Consider the following 25,654-nt stretch of genomic DNA (forward strand, 5'->3'; position numbering starts at 1 on the left):
ACCTAAACGCAGAAAACCCCCGCACCGTATTTTGGTGCGGGGGTTTCCCGGAATGATTGTTCGGCGGTGTCCTACTCTCCCACAGGGTCCCCCCTGCAGTACCATCGGCGCTGTGAGGCTTAGCTTCCGGGTTCGGAATGTAACCGGGCGTTTCCCTCACGCTATGACCACCGAAACACTATGAAACTGTTTCAGCCGCACCACGCTGTGGCAACGTGGGGCCGTTCGTGGTTTCAGAACCAACACAGTGGACGCGAGCAACTGAGGACAAGCCCTCGGCCTATTAGTACCGGTCACCTCCACACATTACTGTGCTTCCAGATCCGGCCTATCAACCCAGTCGTCTACTGGGAGCCTTACCCCATCAAGTGGGTGGGAATACTCATCTCGAAGCAGGCTTCCCGCTTAGATGCTTTCAGCGGTTATCCCTCCCGAACGTAGCCAACCAGCCATGCCCTTGGCAGAACAACTGGCACACCAGAGGTTCGTCCGTCCCGGTCCTCTCGTACTAGGGACAGCCCTTCTCAATATTCCTGCGCGCGCAGCGGATAGGGACCGAACTGTCTCACGACGTTCTAAACCCAGCTCGCGTACCGCTTTAATGGGCGAACAGCCCAACCCTTGGGACCGACTCCAGCCCCAGGATGCGACGAGCCGACATCGAGGTGCCAAACCATCCCGTCGATATGGACTCTTGGGGAAGATCAGCCTGTTATCCCCGGGGTACCTTTTATCCGTTGAGCGACGGCGCTTCCACAAGCCACCGCCGGATCACTAGTCCCGACTTTCGTCCCTGCTCGACCCGTCGGTCTCACAGTCAAGCTCCCTTGTGCACTTACACTCAACACCTGATTGCCAACCAGGCTGAGGGAACCTTTGGGCGCCTCCGTTACTCTTTAGGAGGCAACCGCCCCAGTTAAACTACCCATCAGACACTGTCCCTGATCCGGATCACGGACCCAGGTTAGACATCCAGCACGACCAGAGTGGTATTTCAACGACGACTCCACAACCACTGGCGTGGCTGCTTCAAAGTCTCCCACCTATCCTACACAAGCCGAACCGAACACCAATATCAAACTGTAGTAAAGGTCCCGGGGTCTTTCCGTCCTGCTGCGCGAAACGAGCATCTTTACTCGTAGTGCAATTTCACCGGGCCTATGGTTGAGACAGTCGAGAAGTCGTTACGCCATTCGTGCAGGTCGGAACTTACCCGACAAGGAATTTCGCTACCTTAGGATGGTTATAGTTACCACCGCCGTTTACTGGCGCTTAAGTTCTCAGCTTCGCCACACCGAAATGTGACTAACCGGTCCCCTTAACGTTCCAGCACCGGGCAGGCGTCAGTCCGTATACATCGCCTTACGGCTTCGCACGGACCTGTGTTTTTAGTAAACAGTCGCTTCTCGCTGGTCTCTGCGGCCACCCCCAGCTCGGGAAGCAAGTCCCCTCACCAGGCGTGGCCCCCCTTCTCCCGAAGTTACGGGGGCATTTTGCCGAGTTCCTTAACCATAGTTCACCCGAACGCCTCGGTATTCTCTACCTGACCACCTGAGTCGGTTTAGGGTACGGGCCGCCATGAAACTCGCTAGAGGCTTTTCTCGACAGCATAGGATCATCCACTTCGCCACAATCGGCTCGGCATCGGGTCTCAGGCTATGTGAACGGCGGATTTGCCTACCGTTCGCCCTACACCCTTACCCCGGGACAACCACCGCCCGGGCTGGACTACCTTCCTGCGTCACCCCATCACTCACCTACTGCAAGTCTGGTTCGTCGGCTCCACCACTCCCCTTTGCCCGAAGGCTCCGGGGCGGCTTCACGGACTTAGCATCGCCTGGTTCGATGTTTGACGCTTCACAGCGGGTACCGGAATATCAACCGGTTATCCATCGACTACGCCTGTCGGCCTCGCCTTAGGTCCCGACTTACCCTGGGCAGATCAGCTTGACCCAGGAACCCTTAGTCAATCGGCGCACACGTTTCTCACGTGTGAATCGCTACTCATGCCTGCATTCTCACTCGTGAACCGTCCACAACTACCTTCCGGTGCTGCTTCACCCGGCACACGACGCTCCCCTACCCATCACAGCACCCGTTGGGGCTTATCGCTGCAATGACACGACTTCGGCGGTACGCTTGAGCCCCGCTACATTGTCGGCGCGGAATCACTAGACCAGTGAGCTATTACGCACTCTTTCAAGGGTGGCTGCTTCTAAGCCAACCTCCTGGTTGTCTCTGCGACTCCACATCCTTTCCCACTTAGCGTACGCTTAGGGGCCTTAGTCGATGCTCTGGGCTGTTTCCCTCTCGACCATGGAGCTTATCCCCCACAGTCTCACTGCCGCGCTCTCACTTACCGGCATTCGGAGTTTGGCTAAGGTCAGTAACCCGGTAGGGCCCATCGCCTATCCAGTGCTCTACCTCCGGCAAGAAACACACGACGCTGCACCTAAATGCATTTCGGGGAGAACCAGCTATCACGGAGTTTGATTGGCCTTTCACCCCTAACCACAGGTCATCCCCCAGGTTTTCAACCCTGGTGGGTTCGGTCCTCCACGAAGTCTTACCTCCGCTTCAACCTGCCCATGGCTAGATCACTCCGCTTCGGGTCTTGAGCGTGCTACTGAAACGCCCTGTTCGGACTCGCTTTCGCTACGGCTACCCCACCCGGGTTAACCTCGCAACACACCGCAAACTCGCAGGCTCATTCTTCAAAAGGCACGCAGTCACGAGGTAGGAACAAGTTCCTACCCGACGCTCCCACGGCTTGTAGGCACACGGTTTCAGGTACTATTTCACTCCGCTCCCGCGGTACTTTTCACCATTCCCTCACGGTACTATCCGCTATCGGTCACCAGGGAATATTTAGGCTTAGCGGGTGGTCCCGCCAGATTCACACGGGATTTCTCGGGCCCCGTGCTACTTGGGTGTTTCTCAAACGAGCCGTACAGATTTCGACTACGGGGGTCTTACCCTCTACGCCGGACCTTTCGCATGTCCTTCGCCTATCCATACGGTTTCTGACTCGCCGACCAGCCGGCAGACTGATCAAGAGAAATCCCACAACCCCGTATGCGCAACCCCTGCCGGGTCTCACACGCATACGGTTTGGCCTCATCCGGTTTCGCTCGCCACTACTCCCGGAATCACGGTTGTTTTCTCTTCCTGCGGGTACTGAGATGTTTCACTTCCCCGCGTTCCCTCCACACTGCCTATGTGTTCAGCAGCGGGTGACAGCCCATGACGACTGCCGGGTTTCCCCATTCGGAAACCCCCGGATCAAAGCCTGGTTGACGACTCCCCGGGGACTATCGTGGCCTCCCACGTCCTTCATCGGTTCCTGGTGCCAAGGCATCCACCGTGCGCCCTTAAAAACTTGGCCACAGATGCTCGCGTCCACTGTGCAGTTCTCAAACAACGACCAGCCACCCATCACCCCCAACCACACGGTCAGAGTTCACTGGGGCCGGCATCCGAGGGTTCATTCCCTCAGACACCCAACAGCGTGCCCGACACCCTCGCCCCTCCAACTCGCGTTCCACGCCGAAGCAGTACTAGCGACCAGAGCAGGTCAAGAGTGCCGAATAATCAACGTTCCACCCATGAGCAACCAGCACCGGACACTCGCCGGTGTACTGGCCTCTGGACCGCAGAGCGGCCTAGAAGTGCTCCTTAGAAAGGAGGTGATCCAGCCGCACCTTCCGGTACGGCTACCTTGTTACGACTTCGTCCCAATCGCCAGTCCCACCTTCGACAGCTCCCTCCCACAAGGGGTTGGGCCACCGGCTTCGGGTGTTACCGACTTTCGTGACGTGACGGGCGGTGTGTACAAGGCCCGGGAACGTATTCACCGCAGCAATGCTGATCTGCGATTACTAGCAACTCCGACTTCATGGGGTCGAGTTGCAGACCCCAATCCGAACTGAGACAGGCTTTTTGAGATTCGCTCCACCTCACGGTTTCGCAGCTCTTTGTACCTGCCATTGTAGCACGTGTGCAGCCCAAGACATAAGGGGCATGATGACTTGACGTCGTCCCCACCTTCCTCCGAGTTGACCCCGGCGGTCTCCTGTGAGTCCCCATCACCCCGAAGGGCATGCTGGCAACACAGGACAAGGGTTGCGCTCGTTGCGGGACTTAACCCAACATCTCACGACACGAGCTGACGACAGCCATGCACCACCTGTACACCGACCACAAGGGGGCGACCATCTCTGGCCGTTTCCGGTGTATGTCAAGCCTTGGTAAGGTTCTTCGCGTTGCGTCGAATTAAGCCACATGCTCCGCTGCTTGTGCGGGCCCCCGTCAATTCCTTTGAGTTTTAGCCTTGCGGCCGTACTCCCCAGGCGGGGAACTTAATGCGTTAGCTGCGGCACCGACGACGTGGAATGTCGCCAACACCTAGTTCCCACCGTTTACGGCGTGGACTACCAGGGTATCTAATCCTGTTCGCTCCCCACGCTTTCGCTCCTCAGCGTCAGTAATGGCCCAGAGATCCGCCTTCGCCACCGGTGTTCCTCCTGATATCTGCGCATTTCACCGCTACACCAGGAATTCCGATCTCCCCTACCACACTCTAGCTAGCCCGTATCGAATGCAGACCCGGGGTTAAGCCCCGGGCTTTCACACCCGACGTGACAAGCCGCCTACGAGCTCTTTACGCCCAATAATTCCGGACAACGCTTGCGCCCTACGTATTACCGCGGCTGCTGGCACGTAGTTAGCCGGCGCTTCTTCTGCAGGTACCGTCACTTTCGCTTCTTCCCTGCTGAAAGAGGTTTACAACCCGAAGGCCGTCATCCCTCACGCGGCGTCGCTGCATCAGGCTTTCGCCCATTGTGCAATATTCCCCACTGCTGCCTCCCGTAGGAGTCTGGGCCGTGTCTCAGTCCCAGTGTGGCCGGTCGCCCTCTCAGGCCGGCTACCCGTCGTCGCCTTGGTGAGCCATTACCTCACCAACAAGCTGATAGGCCGCGGGCTCATCCTTCACCGCCGGAGCTTTCGACCCTCACAGATGCCTGCGAGAGTGATATCCGGTATTAGACCCCGTTTCCAGGGCTTGTCCCAGAGTGAAGGGCAGATTGCCCACGTGTTACTCACCCGTTCGCCACTAATCCACCCCGAAGGGCTTCATCGTTCGACTTGCATGTGTTAAGCACGCCGCCAGCGTTCGTCCTGAGCCAGGATCAAACTCTCCGTGAATGCTTTTCACGGGAGCGGAACAGTCGGAGGAATGATCCGACCGTTCACAGCGTCCTCGCTGTGTTTTTTCAAAGGAACCTCATCCTCGGCTATCACTGCCGGGGACGGGGTATCAACTAATCTGGCGTTGATTTTTGGCACGCTGTTGAGTTCTCAAGGAACGAAAGCTTCCTTTGTACTTGCCTGAGAGGCTCTCTCAGGTTTTCCTCCGGGCTTCCCTTCGGTCTTGCTTTTCCGACTCTATCAGATCTTTTCTCGATCCGATTTCCTCGGTGCTTTCCAGGTCTTCGCTCTCGCGTTTCCCTTTCCGGCGGTTCCGACTCTATCAGATCCTTTCGGCGTCTGATTCCCAGTCAGCGGGGTTTGTCTTCCCGGCCCTTCGGCCGTTCCGACGTCTCAAACCTTAGCGGATCCGCTCGGCAGTTCCTAATCGGGCTGCCGGCCCCAAATCGAATTGAATTCGGGCACGCCGAATTCGACCCCGTGGGGAGATCGTGCTGTTGGTGTGAGGTGCCGCTGCTGCGGCGGGAGTGTCACCGAAGAACCGTTCCGGCTCCCCGACAACCCGAAGAACTTTACGCGCCCCACGCATGCGCGTCAAGCACCCCGTGTCAAGATCTTTTCCGACCGGGTCAGTCCAGGTCGCTGAGCCGCCCGCCGGCGTCCGGCTGGGCGTGCTCCACCCGGCGCAGAAGCCTGGTCAGGACGTCTCCGAGCGTCGTGCGCTCCTCGGCGGAGAGGTCCTGGAGCAGGTCCTCCTCGAAGACGGTGGCCAGGCGCATCGCCTCCAGCCACTTCTCCCTCCCCTCCGGCGTCAGCTCCACGATGACGCGCACACGGTTGGACTCGTCCCGTTCCCGGGTCACCAGTCCCTCGGTGACCATGCGGTCGATCCGGTGGGTCATCGCGGCCGGCGTCAGCCCGAGGCGCTTGGCCAGGTCGCTGGGACCGAGGCGGTAGGGGACGCCGGCGAGGACGAGGGCCTTGAGGACCTCCCACTCGGCGCTGCTGATGCCCAGCTCGGCGGTCTGGCGGCCGTAGGCGACGTTCATCCGGCGGTTGAGCCGGGAGAGCGCCGAGACGATCTTCTCGACCTGGGGGTCCAGGCCCCGGAACTCGCGCTGGTACGCGGCGATCTGTTCTTCGAGCGTCGGCTCTGTGACGCCGGGGGTCTCGGCCATGTGCGCAGTATCGCATGCACCTCCTTTGCCTTGAAGTCCTTCGGTCTGTACTCTTTAGCTTCGAACTTTAGCTTTGAAGTCTTCACTCCTAACTAGTGAGAGAGGTGAACGTGACCAGGGCCAAGGGCGCAGCGATGCGCCGGATCCACGTGGGCAACGCACTCAGCGCTTTCGGGCTCGGCTTCACGGTCCCCTACCTGTACGTCTATGTGGCGCAGGTACGGGGACTGGGAGCCATGACGGCGGGGCTCGTGCTCACCGTCTTCGCCGTGGCCGCGCTGATCGTGCTGCCGTTCGCCGGACGGGCGATCGTGCGGCGCGGCCCACTGCCGGTCCTGCTGGCCGCCCTGGTCGCCGCCGCCGTCGGAGCCCTGGGCCTGGGGCTGGCCGGTACCGCCACCGCCGTACTGGCGGCCTCGGTCGCGCTGGGGGCGGGGCAGGCCGTGATGCAGCCGGCGCTGGCGACGATGATCGTGGACTGCTCGACGACGGAGACGCGGTCGCGGGCGTTCGCCATGCAGTTCTTCCTGCAGAACCTCGGGCTGGGCATCGGTGGGCTCATCGGCGGGCATCTCGTCGACACCACGCGCGTGTCGTCGTTCACGCTGCTGTTCGCGATCGAGGCGGCGATGTTCCTGCTGCTGGTCGTGGTGATGGCGACCGTGCGGGTGCCGTCCGCGCCGCGGGTCGGGGACGCGTCCCGGCAGCCGGCCCGGGGTGGCTGGCGGCAGCTGCTCGGCAATCGGGCCATGGTGCAGTTGTCCGTGCTGGGCTTCGTGCTGTTCTTCGCCTGTTACGGGCAGTTCGAGTCGGGGCTGAGCGCGTACGGGGTCGAGGCCGCCGGGATCTCGACGTCGGCGCTCGGTTCGGCGCTGGCCGCCAATACGGCCGTGATCGTCGTCGCCCAGTTCGCCGTGCTGCGGTTCGTGGAGCGGCAGAAGCGGTCGCGGGTGATCGCGGCCGTGGGGCTGATCTGGGCCGTGGCGTGGGTCGTGGCCGGGTATGCGGGGCTGGGGCACGGAAGCCGGGAGATGGCGACGGCGGCGTTCGTGTCGACGTACGCGCTGTTCGGACTGGGTGAGGCGATGCTGTCGCCGACGGTGGCGCCGCTGGTGGCCGATCTGGCGCCGAGTGGGATGGCGGGGCAGTACAACTCCGCGTTCGCCCTGGTGAAGCAGCTGGCGCTGGCCTTGGGGCCGGCGGTGGGCGGGCCGATGGGGGCGTCGCTGCACGCGCCGTACATCGTGACGTTCCTGCTGTTCTCGCTCGGGATCACCTACCTGGCGCTGCGGCTGGGGCGGCAACTGACCGCCGTACAGGATCAGCCGTGGCTGGCGCGGAACCGGGTGGTGGCCAAGGGTGGGGCCGCTGTGGGGCCCGTGGCCGCGGAGGCGCAGGCCTGAGGCGCCGGGCCGGTGAGGGCGGCCGTCGTTCCTGGGAGGGACGACGGCCGCCCTCTTTTATGCGATCAGCCATGCCATCAGCGATGCCATCAGCTAGGTGATCAGCTCTTGTGTGATCAGCGGATCGCGGTCACCAGGGTGGCGCTGAACGGGAAGGTCGTCGTGTCGGTGGGGAGGTGGGCGCGGATCGTGTCGGCTGCCCGGGTGAGGGCTTCTTCTCCGGCGGTCTCGATCAGTGCCTGGCCCCAGGGGATCGCGGCCAGGTGGCCGGGGACGTAGTCCTCCAGTGGGGGCAGGTTGATCGCGAACGTCAGTTCGCGGATCGTCAGGTCGTGGAAGCCGGCGCCGGTCAGGGAGGTGGTCATGCGGTCGGCTGCGGCGAAGGCCGACCTGAAGGCGGCCGCGTTCTCGGGGGTGCCGTGCTGCTCGACGGCGCGCTGCTGGGCGACGAAGTAGGGGGTGTCGTCCAGGTGGGACCAGACGGTGGCGGCGAAGCGGCCGCCGGGGCGGGTGACCCGGGCCGTCTCGCGCAGGGCCGCGTCGAGGTCGGGGAAGAACTGGGCGCCCTCCTGGCACAGGACGGCGTCGAAGGTCGCGTCGGGGTAGGGGAGGTCGTCGGCGGAGGCGGTGGTGAACTCGATGTCCGGGTAGAGGCGGGGGTGGCACGCTACGGCGATCTCGAGCATGCCCTGGTTGACGTCCGCGCCGGCGACGCGGCCGGTGGGACCCGCCTGGGCGGCCGCGGCACGGGCCGCGAAGCCGGTGCCGCAGGCGAGGTCGAGGACGGTGGCGCCGGGAAAGAGGTCCGCGGCGTCCACGAGTGCGGTGACGAAGGGCGCCATGAGGGGCGCGACGTAGTGTTCGTAGCGCTCGGGGGCGCTTCCCTTGAGGTGAAAGCCCGTTGCGTCTGCCATTGGGAAGCAATTAGCACCGAGGAGCGGATTCGCCTAGGTCGTCGGCAGGACGAACTCGCACCACACCGCCTTTCCGCCGCCCGGGGTGCGCCGGCTGCCCCAGTGCGAGGCGATGGTGGCGACGATCGCGATGCCCCGGCCGGACTCGTCGCCCGGTTCGGCGCGGCGGCGGCGCGGGAGGTGGTCGTCGCCGTCGGTGACCTCGATGATCAGCCGGCGGTCGGTGCGGCGCAGCCGCAGCCGCATGGGCGGGGTGCCGTGCTGGAGGGAGTTGGCGACGAGTTCGCTGGTGGCGAGGACGCCCGCGTCGTGGAGGTCGCTGGGGAAGCGCCAGCTGGTGAGGACGCCGGAGGCGAAGGCACGCGCGCGTGGGGCGGCTTCGACGCCGCCGAGGAGTTCGAGGGCGGCGTTGCGGAAGAGTTCGCTGTCGGCGCCGGTGCGGGCGGGGTGCTGGAGGACCAGGACGGCCACGTCGTCGTCGTGGTCGGCGGTGACGCCGGCCGAGCGGACCAGGCGGTCGCAGACGACCTGGGGGGTGCCGGTGGCGCCGGCGAGGGCGCGCTCCAGGGCGGCGATGCCTTCGTCCAGGTCTTCGTCCCGGCGTTCGACGAGTCCGTCGGTGTAGAGGACGGCGGTGGAGCCGGGGCCGAGCGGGATGGAGCCGGAGGCGTGCATCCAGCCGCCGGTGCCGAGGGGCGGGCCGGTGGGTTCGTCGGCGCGCTGGACGTGTCCGGTGTCGTCGCGGACCAGGATGGGGAGGTGTCCGGCCGAGGCGTACACCAGGCGGCCCTCGTTGGGGTCGTGGACGGCGTAGACGCAGGTGGCGATCTGGTTGGCGTCGATCTCGGTGGCGAGGCCGTCGAGGAGGTTGAGGACCTCGTGCGGGGGGAGGTCGAGGCGGGCGTAGGCGCGTACGGCGGTGCGGAGCTGGCCCATGACGGCCGCCGCGCGGACGCCGCGGCCCATGACGTCGCCGATGACGAGGGCGGTGCGGCCGCCGCCGAGGGTGATGACGTCGTACCAGTCGCCGCCCACGGCGGCCTCGGTGCCGCCGGGCTGGTAGGTGGCGGCGATCCGCAGGTCGTCCGGTTGTTCGAGTTCCTGGGGGAGCAGGGAGCGCTGGAGGGTGACGGCGGTCTCGCGCTGGCGGCGCTCGCTGGTGCGCAGGCGTTCGGCGGCCTCGGCGTGGTCGGTGACGTCGGTGGCGAATACGAGGACGGCGCGGTCGGCGCGGTCGGCGCGGTCGGCGCTGCCCGTGCCGTCGGCGTCGTCCTCGGCCACGGGGGTGCAGGTGAAGGTGTAGTGGCGGCCGTCGGGGGCCTTGCGGGACTTCAGGGTGCGGGGCTTGCCGCTGCGCAGGGCCTGGTCGAGGAGCGGCATGAGACCGAGGTCGCGCAGTTCCGGGAGGGCTTCGGCGGCCGGTTCGCCGCAGGGGCGTGCGCCGAAGGCCGCCGTGTAGGCGTCGTTGACGTAGGCGAGGCGGTGGTCGGGGCCGTGGACGAGGGCGACGAGGGCCGGGACGCGGTCGAGGACCTCACGGACCGGGAGTTCGTCGACGGCCGGCACGGGCGGCGGCTCGTCGGTCAGTTGTTCGGCGCGGGCCGCGGGTACGGAGCCCTCGCTCCGCCGGTCCGTGGTGGTGACCGTGTGCTCGGCCCGCGCGGCGGCGCGGCGCTGAGTTCCGGGGAGCCGGGAGCTCCAGCGCGTGAAGTTCACGAATCCTTGCCTCGTGTAGTCGTCGTCGGCCAGCTCCGGGCCCGGCCTGGGCTCCGGGGGCCGCGCGGCGGTGGCCGCACATTGTTGCAGCACCCGGGGTGTGGAGCACTGGGGAACAGCCTCGTGAGTGTGGCGATGAGCAGGGAGCAGTCTGGCAGGGTGGCCGCGGTCCGGGCCGACATTCGTCAGACGCGGGGGCGGCCGGGGGAGTTCCTGTATGGCCTGTATGGGGTCAGGACGAGCCCTTCGGGTCGTCGGAGGCCTCGTCAGAAGGTTTTCCCCCGGCAGCGAGTTCGAACTCGGCGCGCGGATGTTCGAGGGATCCCAGGGAGACGATCTCGCGTTTGAAGAGCCCGGAGAGGATCCACTCGGCGAGCACGCGCGCCTTGCGGTTGAAGGTGGGCACGCGGCTGAGGTGGTAGGCGCGGTGCATGAACCAGGCCGGGTAGCCCTTGAGCTTGCGGCCGTAGACGTGGGCGACGCCCTGGTGGAGGCCGAGCGAGGCGACCGAGCCGACGTACTTGTGGGCGTACGTCTGGAGGGGTTCGCCGCGCAGGGAGTGCGCGATGTTGTCGCCGAGGACCTTGGCCTGGCGGAGGGCGTGCTGGGCGTTGGGGGCGGTCTCCGCGCCGGGTTCGGCGGCGGTGACGTCAGGGACGGCGGCCGCGTCTCCTGCCGCCCACGCGTGCGTGACGCCGTCGACGGTCAGCTCGGGGGTGCATTTCAGCCGACCTCGCGCGGTGCGGGGGAGGTCGGTGGCGGCGAGCACGGGGTGGGGTCTGACGCCCGCGGTCCACACGATCGTACGAGTCGGGAAACGGGCGCCGTCGCTGAGGACGGCGACGCGGTCGACGCAGGACTCCAGGCGGGTGTTCAGACGGACGTCGATGTTGCGGCGGCGCAGCTCACTGACGGTGTAGCGGCCCATCTCCTCGCCGACCTCGGGCAGGATCCGGTCGGAGGCCTCGACGAGGATCCACTTCATGTCCTCGGGCTGGACGTTGTGGTAGTAGCGCGTGGTGTAGCGGGCCATGTCCTCCAGTTCGCCGAGCGCCTCCACTCCGGCGAAGCCGCCGCCGACGAAGACGAAGGTGAGGGCGGCGTCGCGGATCGCGGGGTCACGGGTGGAGGAGGCGATGTCCATCTGTTCGATGACGTGGTTGCGCAGGCCGATGGCCTCTTCGACGGTCTTGAAGCCGATGGCGTGGTCGGCGAGGCCCGGGATGGGGAGCGTGCGGGCGACGGAGCCGGGCGCGAGGACGAGTTCGTCGTACGTCAGCTGCCGGGCGCCGGTGCCCTCCTCCTCGGTGGCGAGGGTGGTGAGGGTGGCGGTGCGTTTGGCGTGGTCGACGGCGGTGACCTCGCCGACGACGACCCGGCAGTGCGGCAGGACGCGGCGCAGCGGGACGACGACGTGGCGGGGCGATACGGCGCCCGCGGCGGCCTCGGGGAGGAACGGCTGATAGGTCATGTACGGCTCGGGGGTGACGACGGTGATCTCCGCTTCGCCCCGGGCGAGTTCCTGTTTCAGATTCCGTTGGAGCCGCAGTGCCGTGTACATCCCGACGTAGCCACCGCCGACAACGAGAATGCGCGCACGTTCCTTCACCATCCCATGACGCACCCGGCGCCGGATTTTGTCCACAGCCCCGACCATTTGTGTGACTGCCGGTCGAGTGCTCGCGGGGTTGGCCGAAACACCGGCGTGTGGGGCAGATACGCAGGTCAGAAGGTGTGCGCCGGGGTGCGGGAGGGGGTGCAATCAGGACGTAAACGACCCGTACTCCGATCGGGGGGCGCTCCGTGCGGAACCTGCCCCTTCTGAATTGACTGCCTCTCAACTATGTTCGTGTCGACGGGGTGTCAGGGGGAAGTGCGCTCCACGGGTCCGCGACGGGCGGGTCCGGGAAGCAGTCCCCTGTTCCATGCGCCCCGGAATTTCGATGGCGGGGAGAGTCTCCGGGGGGAGACGTCATTACCGGGGGATCATTCATGCATATTCAGGACACGCATTGGTCGTCCGCCTCCGCGCTCGCGCATGGCGGCGGCGTGAGCGCGGCGGTGGGCAACGGACGCGGGGACGGCCCGCGGACCACGCCGCTGCGCGTGGACGCACAGCGCAATCTCGAGCACGTCCTGCGGGCGGCGCGCGAGGTGTTCGGCGAGCTGGGCTACGGCGCGCCGATGGAGGACGTGGCGCGACGCGCGCGCGTGGGCGTGGGGACGGTGTACCGGCGCTTCCCCAGCAAGGACGTCCTGGTGCGGCGGATAGCCGAGGAGGAGACGTCGCGGCTGACCGGCCAGGCGCGGGCGGCGCTGGGCCAGGAGGACGAGCCGTGGTCGGCGCTGTCGCGCTTCCTGCGGACCTCGGTGGCCTCGGGCGCCGGGCGGCTGCTGCCGCCGCAGGTGCTGCGGGTCGGCGCCTTCGCCGAGGACGGCGCGCAGGGTCCGGGGGCCGAGGAGCCGCGGGTGCCGCAGCAGCGGACCCAGCCGGGCGGTGGCGAGCTGCGGCTGGTCGCCGAGGACGGTGCGGCGACGGGCGGGCCGGCCGGTTCCGTCGGCGCGGCGGGCTCCGTGGGCTCCGTGGGTGACGATGCCGGGGCGGCCGCGCTGCTCGAGGTGGTGGGCCAGCTCGTGGAGCGGGCGCGGGCGGCGGGTCAGCTGCGGCCCGACGTGTCGGTGTCGGACGTGCTGCTGGTGATCGCGACGGCGGCGCCCTCGCTGCCGGACCCGGCGCAGCAGGCGGCGGCGTCGGCGCGGCTGCTGGACATCCTGCTGGAAGGACTGCGCTCGCGGCCGTCCTCCTGAGGGAGGGGGTCACGGGTCGCTCGAAGGGGTGAGCGGGGCGGGGGCGTGGCAACGCCCCCGCCCCGCCCCGCACCGCCGGGTGAGAGTGAGTACGGGAAGGCGACAGGTCCCCACGGACGAGTGGACGGCCCCTTCCGTCCGGTCCTGACCAAAAGCCACTGTGGCACTCTGACCCGGTGTCGGGACCGGTAGGGCAGGCGGCGGGGGCTTTCCGCGATGAGCGTTGACGGGCGGGACGAGCAGGTACCGGGCCAGGGCAGGCGCACCTCCCGGGCGGGCGGGGTCCCCGCACAGTGGGAACGGTCCGACGACGGCGTCCTGCCGCCGCCCCGCGATCTGCCGGCCGCCGACACCGATCTGATCGCCCGGATGCGCGGGGGCGACGACACGGCGTACGAGGAGCTGTACCGGCGCCATGCCGACGCCGTGCGCCGCTACGCGCGCACCTGCTGCCGGGACGCCCATACGGCCGACGACCTCACCGCCGAGGTCTTCGCCCGAATGCTCCAGGCCGTACGCGGCGGCTCCGGGCCCGAGTACGCCGTCCGCGCCTATCTGCTCACCTCCGTCCGGCGCGTCGCCGCGGGCTGGACGCGGTCGGCGAAGCGCGAGCAGCTCGTGGACGACTTCGCCCTGTTCGCCGCCCAGGCGGGCCGCGCCGCGGAGACCTCCGACGACACGGCGTCCCTGGGCTCCTTCGGGGCGGGCCTGGACGTCGGGGCCGAGGTGCGCGCCCTGCACGAGGCCGAGCAGTCCATGGCCATGCAGGCCTTCCGCTCACTGCCCGAGCGCTGGCAGGCCGTGCTGTGGCACACCGAGGTCGAGGACGAGTCGCCGAGCGAGGTCGCCATGCTCTTCGGCCTCGACGCCAACGGCACGCGCGTGCTCGCCAGCCGCGCCCGCGAGGGTCTCAAACAGGCCTACCTCCAGGCCCATGTCAGCTCCACCCTCACCAGCGACGAGGAGTGCGCCCGCTACGCCGACCAGCTCGGCGGCTACGCCCGTCGCCGGCTGCGCACCCGGGCCGAGCGCGGGCTGCGCAGGCATCTGGAGGAGTGCGCCAAGTGCCGGCTCGCCGCCCTGCAGATCGAGGAGGTGGCGAGCAGCATCCCCGCCGTCGTCCCGGTCGCGGTCATCGGCTGGTTCGGCGCCGCCGGATACGCCAAGGCCCTCGGGCTCATCGCCGGCGGGGCCGGGGTCGGGGCGGCGGGTGCCGCGGGCGCTGCCGCCGCGGCGAGCGGGGGCGCGGCCGGAGGGGCGGCGGGGAGCGGGGCGGCCGGAAGCGGTGGCGCCTCCGGCGGGGCCGGCGGGAGTACGGCCGCCTCGGAGGGACTGGGGGCGCCCGTGAAGGCCGGGATCGCCGCCGGTGTCGTCGCGGTCGCGGCCGCCGCGCTGGCCCTCGCCCTCGTCGGCGACGAGAGCCCCGCCAAGCAGCCCGCGGCCGCGCCCGCGGCCTCCGCACCCGCGGCCCGCCCGCAGGACCCGACGCCCGCGCCCACGCGTACGACGGCATCGCCCGAGCCGGAGGTACCCGCGACGGTCGTCCCCGCCGCGGCCCCGACCCGGACGCCCGCGCCCACCCCGCGACGGACGTCCGCACCGGCCCCGGCCGCCACCCCCGCACCGACCCCCACGCCGACCCCGACGCCCCCACCCCGCGCCGCGACCCCGCCCCCGGCGCCCGCTCCCCCGCCCACCCCCGCCGTCTACCCGCTGAGCGAGCTGTCCTTCGACGTCAACGGCGACGGCACCGGACCCGAGATCCGGCTGGGCGGCAGCAGTTGGGTGTGGCAGCGCTACGGGGTGTCCGTCGGCGGCCGGCAGTACGCACGCGGGGTGACCGTCCACGGCCGGTCCTCCGTGACCGTCGACCTCAATCGCGCCTGCGCCTCCTACGACGCACTGGTCGGCCTGGACGACCTGACGCCGTACCTCGGCGAGGTGACCTTCTCCGTCTACGCCGACGGGGCCCGGCTGTGGACGTCCGGGACGGTGAAGGGCGGTGATCCCGCCGTGCCCGTCCATGTGGACCTCGTCGGCCGGACGACCGTGCGGCTGGTGGTCGAGCCGCGCAGCCCCTTCGACGGGGTGGCCCTCGCGGACTGGGCCGAGTCGAAGTTCAGCTGCTCGTAGGGGCCGGCGGGCCGACGGCCGGCGCCGGGTGCGTCCGTACGGCCTCGGCGAGTTCCTTCTGGACCTCGGTCACCGTCAGGTCGCCGCCCCGGGCCCGCTCGGCGGCGTGCCGCTCCGCGCCCAGGGCCCGGCGGGCCTGCGCCTCCGCGTGTTCGGCGCGCTCGCACCGTAGAGCCGCACGGGGGAGGGGACCGCGCAGCCGGTCGGCCGCGGCCAGCAGCAGCACCGTGCGCGGGAAGTCCCCGAGCCGGGCGAGCTGGTCGGCCGCGCCGTCCACGACCGCCGCGACGATCGCTTCGCTGCACTCGTCGGCCACCGCCCGCCGCAGTCCCTCGGCGAGCATCGGCAGTGCGTGCTCCGGGCCGGACTCCAGGCCGGTGAGCTCCGCGTCGAGCAGGGTCAGGGCAGCGGTGAACTGGGGCGGCGGAGTGCCCTGCCGCACCGTCACGAGGTTCACGTCGCACAGTTCACGCGCGCGGACGACATCCCCCTCCTCCAGCGCGACACAGGCGCGCAGCAGCATCACGAAGGCCTGGGCGTCCGCCACTCCCTGCCGGTCGGCGGCGGCGCCCGCCTCGTCCAGGACGGCCATGGCGCCGGGGAGATCGCCCGAGCGGTAGGCGATCTCCGCGAGCCGGGCCATCAGGAACGGCGCCTCGGTGTACGCGCCGACCTCGTAGGCGAGCCGCAACGCCTCGCGGTACGCCGCCTCCGCCTCCGCGAACCGGCCGCGCGCCATCTCCGCCTCCGCGGCCGCGCTGCACACCTGGGCCAGCATCCAGCGGTCGCCGACCCGTCGGCTGATCAGGCGCAGCTCCGCCAGGTCGTCGTCCACGCCGGCCATCCCGCCGGGGGAGTCGACGACCATGTGCGTACGGAACATCAGGGTGCAGCCCAGCTCCCAGTCGCTGCCGTGCTCACGGCAGTTGGCGACGGCCGCGTCCAGGAGGCCGCGGACGTCGAAGGTGCCCCGCATCTCGAAGGCCGCCGCCACCGGCCAGACCAGCCCGGGCATCCGGGCCGCCGCCGGGCCGCCCGGCTGGAAGCAGGCCCGCAGCCGCAGGAGGTAGGCCCGGTAGCGGGGGTCGCCCTCGACCTCTCTGGGCTCGGACTCGGAGAGCAGGAACACATGCAGCATCCGCAGGTCCATCCGCTGCGCGTGCCGGGGATGACCGCCCGACGCACCGCCGTCATCCGGCCCCTGCGCGGTGTCCGGCTCGGCGAGGAAGGCCTCGACCGGGTCGACGGCGGCCATGCGGGCGGCGAGATCGGCGGGGACGGGGAGGGAGCAGCAGGTGGGGGCGGATGCCGTCGGGGAGGGATGTGCGGTGTCCGTCGACGGGGTGGGGAGCGTGTCCAGGACCGCGCCGAGGCGCAGGACACGGTCGGCCCAGGCGGCGCCCTCCTGGCGGTAGTTGCGCAGCCACCAGAACCAGCCCATGGCGAGGCAGAGGGCGGCGGCGTCCTCCTCGTCGGCCGCGGTGATCGCGCGCCGGGTCGCCACCCGGATGTTGTCCAGTTCGGTCTCCAGGCGGGAGATCCACGGGAGTTGCTCGGCGGAGCGGAGCAGGGGGTCGGCACGCTCCACGAGCGCGCGCACCCATGCGCGGTGCCGTCGCTCGGCCGCCTCGCGTGCGGGCGGGTCCTCGGCGGCGCGCTCCACGGCGTACTCGTGGATCGTCTCCAGCATGCGATAGCGCATGCCGTCGCCATCGCCCCCGCCGTCGCCGTGGTCGCCACCGGTGCCGTCGGGCGGGTGCGGGGCCGCCAGGACCAGGGACTTGTCGACCAGCGCGCCGACGAGGTCGGCGACCGGGCCGGTGCACACGGCCTCGGCGGCCTCCAGGTCCCAGCCGCCCGCGAAGACGGACAGCTCGCGCAGCAGGGTCCGCTCCGCTTCGTCGAGCAGGTCCCAGGACCAGTCGACGACGGCCCGCAGGGTCTGCTGGCGGGGCAGGGCGGTGCGACTGCCGGAGGTGAGGAGGCGGAAGCGGTCGTCGAGGCGGTCGGCGATCTGGCGGGGGGTGAGCAGCCGGAGCCGGGCGGCGGCCAGCTCGATGGCCAGGGGCAGTCCGTCGAGCCGTCGGCAGATCTCCGCGACCGCCTGCTCGTCCCGGTCGGGCGCGGTGGTGGCCGTGGTGGGGCGGACGGCGGCGGCGCGCTCCCTGAAGAGGCGGTGCGCCTGGTCGGGGAGGAGGGGGTCGACCGGGCGGACCGACTCGCCGGGGACGCCGAGGGGTTCACGGCTGGTGGCGAGGATCGTGAGCCCGGGACAGCGGGTGAGGAGGGTCTCGGCGAGGGCGGCGGCCGCGTCGATGACATGCTCGCAGTTGTCAAGGATCAGGAGCCGGCTGCGGGTGGCGCAGTGCTCGACGAGCAGGGCGACCGGGTCGTCCTGCGCGGGCGCGAGGTCGGTGGCCATCAGGGCGGTCTCGCGCAGACCGAGGGCGCTGACCACCGCGCCCGGTACCGCCTCGGGCCGGTCGAGCGGTGCCAGCTCGACCAGCCATGCCTGCGGGAGCCCGGCGGCGGCTTCCTCGGCGAGACGGGTCTTTCCGGAGCCGCCCGGTCCGGTGAGGGTGACGAGGCGGGCCCTGTGCAAGTCCGAACGGATGGCGTCGATCTCGGGTTCCCGGCCCACGAAAGAGGTAAGACGCGGACGGATGTTGCCGTTTCGCCCGGGCGGTGGGGGTGGCGGGAGGGGCCGGGGCTCGGGGCGGGCGAGGAGTTCGGCGTGGAGGGCGCGCAGTTCGGGGCCCGGGTCGGCGCCGAGGGTGTCGGCGAGGGTGCGGCGGGCGGTCTCGTAGGCGGCGAGGGCGTCGGCGGCGCGGCCGGTGTCGCGCAGGGCGCGGATGAGGAGGGCGTGCAGGGGTTCGTCGTACGGGTGTGCGGCGACGAGTTCCCGCAGGCGGGGTACGGCTTCCCGGGCGCGGCCGAGGAGGAGGTCGGCCTCGGCGCGGGCGCGGACCGCCTCGGCGTGGAGGGCCTCGGGGCGGGCGGCCGGGGCGCGGTCGGGGAGGTCGGCGAGGGCGGGGCCGCGCCAGAGCGCGAGGGCATCGTCGAGGGTGCGGGCGGCGGTCTCGGGGTCGCCGCCCTGTTCGAGCGTCGTGGTGGCCTCGCGTACGAGGCGTTCGAAGACGTGGAGGTCCACGTCGGTCTCGGTGGCGGTGAGGCGGTAGCCGCCGGGGGTGGAGGTGACGGCGTCCTTGCCGAGGGTACGGCGGAGCCGGCCGACGAGGGCCTGGAGGGCGGCGGGGGCGTCCTGGGGCGGGGCATCGGGCCAGATCTCGTCGATGAGCGTTTCAGGGGGTGTGGGCCGGCCCGGACGGAGGGCGAGGGCGGTGACGAGGGCTCGGAGGCGGGGGGCGGTGAGGGGTATGGGGGTGCCCTGGTCGTCCTCGGTCTGGGCGACACCCAGGATGTTGAACCGCACGGGTTCATTGTCGCCGGGGGTTGGGGCGGGGGCACGGGGTTTGCGCCGCGGGGTGTGTTGGACCGGGGGTTGGGCTGATGAACGTGGCTCCTGGTTGCCCGGGGTCGGTGCCGGCCGGGGGTGGGTTCAACTCGCGCGCTGCCAGGGTGCGGCCGCACCCCCTGTGCCACCCAGCGGCACGGCTGCGGCAGTGGCTACGACGATGGCGGCCCTCGGCTACGCCAAGCAATCGGGCAACGCGACCGCAACCCCCCAGGGGCGCGGGGAACTGCGCGACCGGCCACGACGAACCCGCACCCGAACGACACGACGCACCCGCACCCGCACCCGCACCACAGCCACAGCCACAGCCACAGCCACAGCCACAGCACCACACGGACAACGTGCCGCGTCCGAGAGGAGACGCGCGCTCCCCCGCCCCCGGCTCAGCCTCCGGAGGACACCGCTCGGCGTTGTGGCGCGATTCCCGCCGGTACCGCGCGGGAGCGGGCCGGGGTGCCGGTCCAGCAGGTGCCCCGGCGGGAGAGCAGGCGGCGGAGCCAGAGTTCGAGGGAGATCAGGTCGGCGAGGCCGTCCAGTGGAAGGGGCTCGCCGGAGGCCGCCGCGCGGACCGCCTTGCGGACGACCCGCGCCTCGATCAGGCCCGCCTCCGCGAGGAGGGGCGCGTCGAAGAGCGTGAGGAGAGGGTCCGTGGCGAGGCGGAGGCCGTTGCGGGCGGTCGTGGCGGCGGTGCCGTGGGCGGGGGCGCCCCAGCCGGGCGGCAGGTCGGTGATGCCGGCGCCCTTGAGGACGGTCCGCAGGATCGCGGCACGCGCGCCCGGCTGCACGCGCAGGGTCTCCGGGAGGGCGCGGCAGGCGCGGACGACCTGGTTGTCGAGGAAGGGGGCGTGCAGGCGCTGGGAGCGGATCTCGGCGGCCTGTTCGAGGATGCGCAGGTCGGCCGCGTGCCGGGTGAGCGCGGCACGCGCGCGGTAGTCGCCCGGGCGCTGACCGGGGCCGATCCCGGCGCGATGGGCCGAATTCTGCAGAAGAACCGATACTTCAGCCAGGGCCTCACCCGTCAGCCAGCGGGCCGCGGGGCCGGGTCCGGCCCAGGTCAGCGCCGCCAGCGAGGCGCCGACCGCGCCTCCCGGGTCGTCCTCGAAGCTGCGGTGCAGCAGGCGGCCGGCGAGGTTCTCGACGCCCGCGCGGTACGGCGTACGGGCGAGTCTTCGGGCCGCGCCGTACACGCGCGCGGGGACGAGCACCGAGCCGTCCGCCTTGGTCAGGGCCGCCACCGGGCGGACCAGGTGACGGCGTTTGCGGTCCATGAGCAGGTCCGCGAGGCGGGCCGGGTGGGCGTCCAGGACCTGCCGGGCGCCGTAGCCGGTGAAGTGGTCGGCGCTGCCCGCCGCGAGGCGCGCACGGTGGCGGGCGGCGGTCACCAGGCTGGGGCCGGGTTCGTCGGTCAGCGGGCCGTCCAGGTCGGCGTACGGCAGGGTCTCCTCGGCGCCGGTCACGACGACGTGGTGCAGGCGCGGGTTGGCCGCCAGGGCGCCGGCCCGTTGCAGCTCCTCCTCACGCGCGCGTGTCGTCAGGTCGTTGAAGGTGACCGCCAGCAGCCGCTCCCCCGCGCCCGTGCCGTGGCCGAGGACGGTGCCCGGCATACCGGGCAGGCCGGCCGCCAGCAGGGCCAGCGTGCCGGAGGCCGGGCCGCCGGAGAGGTCGGCGCCGATGCCCGGGACCGGCATCCCGCGCGCGGCGCGCCGCTCGGCGGGACCCATTCCGGGCACGGGACCGGGATCGATGTCGGGCACGTGTCTGGGCGCGGACAGACGCGCGCGTACGGCGTCTACGAGCGCGTCGCGCACCGCGTCGACCGCGCTGTCCGGGTCGGCCGGCGGTGCCGCCACGGCGAGCGACGCGACCGGGTCGTAGCCGGCGATCTCACGCGCCCCGGCGCGCAGGATCAGCGCGTGCCCCGGCGGAACGCGCCGCACGCCGTCGTACGGGGTGGAGTCGTGCAGGGCGGCGGGGACGTCCGGGGCGGCCAGGAGCGCGGCCAGGTGGCCGAAGTCGAGGTTGGCCTCGATGAGGTCGGCGAGCGGCAGCGCGGCCGTGGCGTAGGCGGTTCCGCCTGCCCAGGGGGTGTGGAAGACCGGGCGGGCGCCCGCGAGGTCGCCGCAGACGGTGACCCGGCGGCCGACCTGGACGACGGCGGTGTAGCTGCCGGGCCAGGCCGTCAGATGGCGCAGTGCGCCGCCGCGCGCGGCGAACAGTCCGACGCGCAGCTGCTCGTCGCTCGCCCCGCAGGTGCCGAGGACCGCGATCCGGGTCCGGGCGTCGGCCTTCACCACCCGTACCTCGTCGGGGCGCCAGTCGCCGACCGCCCACAGCGGATCGGGGTCGCCCCACAGGAGTTGGGAGCCGACGGGGTGCAAGGTCTCCCCGTCGTAGCCGACTTGACCGCCGTGGGTGTCGCCGCCGTCGTAACCGACAGCCCCGCCCAGCGCACCCGCGGCGGTGCTGCTCCATCCCACCAACCACCGCATCGACGCCTCCACGGGCCGTGGACAACCAGGTGCACCGTACGAACGGTTCACCATGCTGCCACGAAGAACGCGCCGCAGCGGGAGGCGGCGCCGCTTGTGATCCGGGGAGTGCGCCCGTGTCGACGCGTCGCCGCCGGCCCGTGCGGCCTGGGGTACCCCGGTGTCTGCGGCATGAATGCGCCCCCGGTACGCTCCCCCAAGTCGCCCTGTGCGCCCTCGATTTCCATGGTCGGAGGCGTTGTCACCCATGGAACGCAGGGTCGATTTTCGGCCAAATCCGGCGCGGGCGAGTCCCGTCGGCCGTCCCGTGCGCAGGCTCCGCACACGCTCCGTACACACGCGCGTACCCGTCACGAGCCGCGCCGGCCCGGGAGACGGAAGACGTCTCCCGGACCGCTCCGCCGCCCGCGGGGATGAAGGCGGCGGTGTCCCCCAGCCCACTGGATCCAGTACAGCGGGCCGACCCACGCACGACCCATGGAACCGCTCCCCCGATGGCCGGAGAAGAGCGCACACGCAGGCGCACGGCCACACAGCGGGAGCACGCGGCGACGGACCGTACCGAAGGCCGTACTTCAGTACGGACCACAATCCCGCCAACCGGCAGAATGCCCCTTAACGCTTGGGATGCGGCGAACTACGCTGGGTTTACGAATGCCGCGTGGTTATGCCAGAGCGGCAGCCGGATGTGTCGAGGGGTGGCGCAATGTCCAGGGAGCAACGCGGGCCGAACGAAAAGCTCGGCGCCGTTCTCGCCCTCGCGGGAATCAGCAACGCAGGACTCGCGCGCCGCGTCAACGACCTTGGCGCTCAACGCGGGTTGACTCTTCGCTACGACAAGACGTCCGTGGCGCGCTGGGTGTCGAAGGGCATGGTGCCGCAGGGCGCCGCGCCGCACCTCATCGCGGCCGCCATCGGGCAGAAGCTCGGCCGCCCGGTGCCGCTCCACGAGATCGGCCTGGCGGACGCGGACCCCGCGCCCGAAGTGGGCCTCGCCTTCCCCAGGGACGTCGCCCAGGCCGTGCGCTCGGCGACGGAGCTCTACCGCCTCGACCTGGCCGGCCGCCGGGCCGGTTCGGGAGGCATCTGGCAGTCCCTGGCCGGATCATTCGCAGTAAGCGCATACGCAACGCCCGCGTCGCGCTGGCTGATAACCCCGGCCGACAGTTCGGTGGCGCGTGAGGCCCACTCCCTGGAGGGGACCGGCGCACCGCTCAAAGTCGGCCACAGCGATGTGCAGAAGCTGCGGGAGGCCGCCGAGGACGCCAGACGGTGGGACTCCAAGTACGGGGGCGGGGACTGGCGTTCGTCGATGGTCCCCGAGTGCCTGCGGGTGGAGGCGGCGCCGCTGCTGCTGGGCGCGTACTCCGACGAGGTCGGGCGCGCCCTGTTCGGGGCGAGCGCCGAACTGACCCGGCTGGCGGGGTGGATGGCCTTCGACACCGGTCAGCAGGAGGCCGCTCAGCGGTACTACATCCAGGCGCTGCGGCTCGCCCGCGCGGCGGCGGACGTACCCCTCGGGGGGTATGTGCTGGCGTCGATGTCGCTCCAGGCGACGTACCGGGGCTTCGGCGACGAGGGCGTCGACCTCGCGCAGGCCGCCCTGGAGCGCAACCGGGGGCTGGCGACCGCCCGCACGATGAGCTTCTTCCGGCTCGTCGAGGCACGCGCGCATGCCCGCGCGGGGGACGCGCAGGCCGCCGGGGCGGCGCTGAAGGCGGCGGAGAGCTGGCTGGAGCGGGCGCGGGAAGGGGATCACGACCCTTCGTGGCTCGGGTTCTACTCGTACGACCGGTTCGCCGCCGACGCGGCCGAGTGCTACCGGGACCTGAAGGCGCCCCGGCAGGTGCGGCGCTTCACCGAGCAGGCCCTGTCGCAGCCGACCGAGGAGTTCGTGCGCTCGCACGGGCTCAGGCTGGTCGTGTCCGCGGTCGCCGAGCTGGAGTCGGGGAACCTCGACGCGGCGTGCGAGCAGGGGGTGCGGGCGGTGGAGGTCGCCGGGCGGATCTCGTCCGCGCGGACCACCGAGTACGTGAAGGATCTGCTGCACCGGCTGGAGCCGTACGGGGACGAGCCGAGGGTGGTGGAGCTGCGGGAGCGGGCACGGCCCCTGCTGATGGCTCCGGCTTGAGGATCTTCGCCTCTCATCCGCCCGGCCCCTGGGTGGGCTGTACTGACCCGCGTTTGAAGTGGCTGTCAGTGGCGCAGTGCACTATCGAGGGTGGAGGTGGTGCCGGTGGTGGCGTACGACTGTGATGTGCTCGTGATCGGCGGGGGGATCGTCGGGCTGTCGACCGCGTATGCGATCTCCCGTGCCGCACCGGGGACCCGGGTCACCGTGCTGGAGAAGGAGCCGGGACCGGCCCGGCATCAGACCGGGCGCAACAGCGGGGTGATCCACAGCGGGATCTACTACCGGCCCGGCTCGCTGAAGGCGCGGTACGCGGTGCGGGGCGCCGCGGAGATGACCAAGTTCTGCGCGGAGTACGGCATCGCGCACGCCGTCACGGGAAAGCTGATCGTCGCCACCGAGCGGGACGAGCTGCCCCGCCTGCACGGGCTCGTGCAGCGCGGCCGGGAGAACGGCATACCGGTGCGGGAGCTGGGCATCGCGCAGATCGCGGAGTACGAACCGGAGGTGCGGGGCCTCGCCGCGATCCATGTCGGGACGACGGGGATCTGCGACTACACGGCGGTCGCCCAGCGGCTCGGTGAGGCGTCCGGGGCGGAGATCCGCTACGGCGCCGAGGTGGTGCGGATCGACCGGCGGCCCGAGCGGGGCGTGGCCGTGCTCACCGCGCGCGGGGACGTGGTGCGGGGCCGCGCGCTGGTGAACTGCGCGGGGCTGTACTGCGACGAGATCGCCCGGATGACCGGGGACGAGCCGGAGGTGCGGATCGTGCCGTTCCGGGGCGAGTACTACGAGCTGGCGCGTCCCGACCTGGTGCGGGGACTGGTGTATCCGGTGCCCGATCCGGCGTTCCCGTTCCTCGGGGTGCATCTGACCAGGGGGATCGACGGCGGGGTGCACGTGGGCCCCAACGCCGTGCCGGCGCTGGCCCGCGAGGGGTACGACTGGGGAGTCGTACGGCCCCGGGAGGCACTGGCGACGGCGGCGTGGCCCGGGGTGTGGCGGATGGGACGCCGGCACTGGCGGTACGGGGCCGGGGAGCTGCGGCGGTCGGTGTCCAAGGGGGCGTTCGTGCAGGCGGTGCGGCGGCTGTTGCCGGCGGTGCGCGAGACGGACCTGGTGCGGACGGACGCGGGGGTGCGGGCGCAGGCCGTGCTGCGGGACGGCGGCCTGGTGGACGACTTCCTGATCCGGGAGGGCGCCCGGGCGGTGCATGTGCTGAACGCGCCCTCACCGGCGGCGACGGCCTCGCTGCCGATCGGCCGGGAGGTGGCCCGCAGGGCCCTGGAGGTGCTGGGGACCCGGTGAACCTGGTGAGCCCTGGGCACGGCAGTAAAATCGACTCCACTGTGTCTGATTCCGTGAACACCCCCGAAGTCCCCCGGCCCGCTCCCGGCGGCGAGCACCACCCCGGCGAGTCCGTCCGGCACACCCGGGCCAAGGGGGAGCCACGCTTCCCCGACGGCCCGAAGGCCGACCCCGCCGGGTCGCACTTCGAGCGGCGGATCAGGAGCTTCCAGCCCCGGCGCAGCCGGGTGACGGCCGGGCAGGCCGACGCGCTGCAACGGCTGTGGTCGCGGTGGGGCCTCGACATCGACGGGCGTGCCGTCGACCTCGGCGAGCTGTTCGGGAACGACCGACCCGTGGTGCTGGAGATCGGGTTCGGGATGGGCGAGGCCACCGCGCAGATGGCGGCCGCCGACCCGGACACCAATCTCCTCGCCGTGGATGTGCACACCCCCGGCCAGGGCAATCTGCTCAACCTCGCGGACCAGGGCGGGCTGGACAACGTCCGGGTCGCCAACGGCGACGCGATCATCCTGCTGCGGGAGATGCTGACACCCGACTCGCTGGCCGGGCTGCGGGTCTTCTTCCCGGACCCCTGGCCGAAGAAGCGCCACCACAAGCGGCGCCTCATCCAGCCGGAGTTCCTCAGCCTGGCCGCGACGCGGCTACGGCCCGGGGCGACCGTGCACTGCGCGACCGACTGGGAGCCGTACGCGGAACAGATGCTGGACGTCCTCACCGCGCACCCCGACTTCGAGAACACGCAGGCCGACGGCGGTTTCGCGCCCCGGCCCGCGTTCCGGCCGCTGACCCGTTTCGAGGGCCAGGGTCTGGACAAGGGTCATGTGGTGAACGACCTCCTCTTCCGTCGCGTACAGCACGGCGATCGCTGACCGACAGACCGTCCACCAC

The 25,654-nt window shown here is 70.2% G+C and carries 12 protein-coding genes and 3 rRNA genes; 6 read left to right on the top strand and 9 right to left on the bottom strand.

Translation table 11 applies throughout. The features are described from left to right. Positions 1–58: 58 nt before the first annotated feature. The 4 genes from rrf to ACYQ8Q_RS22000 all read right to left on the bottom strand — a co-directional run bounded on the left by rrf (position 59) and on the right by ACYQ8Q_RS22000 (position 6,386). Positions 59–175, bottom strand: a 5S ribosomal RNA gene (gene rrf, locus ACYQ8Q_RS21985). An 88-nt stretch (positions 176–263) separates the two neighbouring features. Beyond that, a 23S ribosomal RNA gene (locus tag ACYQ8Q_RS21990) occupies positions 264–3,385 on the bottom strand. A 294-nt stretch (positions 3,386–3,679) separates the two neighbouring features. Next, positions 3,680–5,205 (bottom strand): 16S ribosomal RNA (locus ACYQ8Q_RS21995). The 16S, 23S and 5S rRNA genes sit together here, the layout of an rRNA operon. 632 nt (positions 5,206–5,837) lie before the next feature. Next, a complete protein-coding gene (locus tag ACYQ8Q_RS22000) occupies positions 5,838–6,386 on the bottom strand; it encodes a MarR family winged helix-turn-helix transcriptional regulator (RefSeq protein WP_460067290.1) in 549 nt (182 codons plus the stop codon). 104 nt (positions 6,387–6,490) lie between these two features. Between ACYQ8Q_RS22000 and ACYQ8Q_RS22005 the strand changes: the two genes are divergently transcribed. Continuing rightward, positions 6,491–7,789 (top strand): MFS transporter, encoded by a 1,299-nt coding sequence (locus ACYQ8Q_RS22005; RefSeq protein WP_460067292.1) that lies wholly within the window; start codon positions 6,491–6,493, stop codon positions 7,787–7,789. Between the two features lie 116 nt (positions 7,790–7,905). Here the strand turns inward: ACYQ8Q_RS22005 and ACYQ8Q_RS22010 are convergent, their stop codons facing one another. The 3 genes from ACYQ8Q_RS22010 to ACYQ8Q_RS22020 form a co-directional block, all read right to left on the bottom strand. Then, entirely contained in the window at positions 7,906–8,703 is a 798-nt protein-coding gene (locus ACYQ8Q_RS22010; RefSeq protein WP_460067294.1) for a class I SAM-dependent methyltransferase, read from the bottom strand. A gap of 33 nt (positions 8,704–8,736) precedes the next feature. Further along, positions 8,737–10,419: an ATP-binding SpoIIE family protein phosphatase gene (locus ACYQ8Q_RS22015; protein WP_460073443.1), complete on the bottom strand. Its 1,683-nt coding sequence runs from the start codon at positions 10,417–10,419 to the stop codon at positions 8,737–8,739. Between the two features lie 232 nt (positions 10,420–10,651). Next, positions 10,652–12,031: an NAD(P)/FAD-dependent oxidoreductase gene (locus tag ACYQ8Q_RS22020; protein WP_460067296.1), complete on the bottom strand. Its 1,380-nt coding sequence runs from the start codon at positions 12,029–12,031 to the stop codon at positions 10,652–10,654. A gap of 380 nt (positions 12,032–12,411) precedes the next feature. Here ACYQ8Q_RS22020 and ACYQ8Q_RS22025 point away from each other — a divergent pair, with 380 nt between their 5' ends. After that, on the top strand, positions 12,412–13,227 hold the full coding sequence (locus ACYQ8Q_RS22025; protein ID WP_460067298.1) for a TetR/AcrR family transcriptional regulator: 816 nt from the start codon (positions 12,412–12,414) through the stop codon (positions 13,225–13,227). A 216-nt stretch (positions 13,228–13,443) separates the two neighbouring features. Beyond that, positions 13,444–15,360, top strand: coding sequence for a sigma-70 family RNA polymerase sigma factor (locus ACYQ8Q_RS22030; RefSeq protein ID WP_460067299.1), 1,917 nt, complete (start codon positions 13,444–13,446; stop codon positions 15,358–15,360). Here the strand turns inward: ACYQ8Q_RS22030 and ACYQ8Q_RS22035 are convergent. Next, positions 15,347–18,793, bottom strand: coding sequence for a BTAD domain-containing putative transcriptional regulator (locus ACYQ8Q_RS22035; protein WP_460067301.1), 3,447 nt, complete (start codon positions 18,791–18,793; stop codon positions 15,347–15,349). The two genes, ACYQ8Q_RS22030 and ACYQ8Q_RS22035, sit on opposite strands and share 14 nt — an antisense overlap. Positions 18,794–19,218: 425 nt before the next feature. Next, positions 19,219–21,324: an asparagine synthase-related protein gene (locus ACYQ8Q_RS22040; protein WP_460067302.1), complete on the bottom strand. Its 2,106-nt coding sequence runs from the start codon at positions 21,322–21,324 to the stop codon at positions 19,219–19,221. Between the two features lie 706 nt (positions 21,325–22,030). Between ACYQ8Q_RS22040 and ACYQ8Q_RS22045 the strand changes: the two genes are divergently transcribed. From ACYQ8Q_RS22045 to trmB, 3 genes are all read left to right on the top strand, one after another. After that, the gene (locus ACYQ8Q_RS22045) at positions 22,031–23,455 is read left to right on the top strand and encodes a hypothetical protein (RefSeq protein ID WP_055638960.1); all 1,425 of its coding nucleotides are present in this window, start codon (positions 22,031–22,033) and stop codon (positions 23,453–23,455) included. A gap of 96 nt (positions 23,456–23,551) precedes the next feature. After that, entirely contained in the window at positions 23,552–24,763 is a 1,212-nt protein-coding gene (gene lhgO / locus ACYQ8Q_RS22050) for an L-2-hydroxyglutarate oxidase (protein ID WP_460073445.1), read from the top strand. A gap of 41 nt (positions 24,764–24,804) precedes the next feature. Beyond that, on the top strand, positions 24,805–25,635 hold the full coding sequence (gene trmB, locus ACYQ8Q_RS22055) for a tRNA (guanosine(46)-N7)-methyltransferase TrmB (RefSeq protein ID WP_460067303.1): 831 nt from the start codon (positions 24,805–24,807) through the stop codon (positions 25,633–25,635). Positions 25,636–25,654 lie beyond the last annotated feature (19 nt).

Source organism: Streptomyces sp. YKOK-I1, from assembly GCF_054660435.1.

Excerpts from the sequence above, each read along its gene's own strand:
- ACYQ8Q_RS22030 (WP_460067299.1), top strand. The coding sequence starts at position 13,444 with ATGAGCGTTGACGGGCGGGACGAGCAGGTACCGGGCCAGGGCAGGCGC.
- ACYQ8Q_RS22040 (WP_460067302.1), bottom strand. The coding sequence starts at position 21,324 with ATGCGGTGGTTGGTGGGATGGAGCAGCACCGCCGCGGGTGCGCTGGGC.
- ACYQ8Q_RS22045 (WP_055638960.1), top strand. The coding sequence starts at position 22,031 with ATGTCCAGGGAGCAACGCGGGCCGAACGAAAAGCTCGGCGCCGTTCTC.
- ACYQ8Q_RS22020 (WP_460067296.1), bottom strand. The coding sequence starts at position 12,031 with ATGGTGAAGGAACGTGCGCGCATTCTCGTTGTCGGCGGTGGCTACGTC.
- ACYQ8Q_RS22010 (WP_460067294.1), bottom strand. The coding sequence starts at position 8,703 with ATGGCAGACGCAACGGGCTTTCACCTCAAGGGAAGCGCCCCCGAGCGC.
- ACYQ8Q_RS22025 (WP_460067298.1), top strand. The coding sequence starts at position 12,412 with ATGCATATTCAGGACACGCATTGGTCGTCCGCCTCCGCGCTCGCGCAT.
- ACYQ8Q_RS22000 (WP_460067290.1), bottom strand. The coding sequence starts at position 6,386 with ATGGCCGAGACCCCCGGCGTCACAGAGCCGACGCTCGAAGAACAGATC.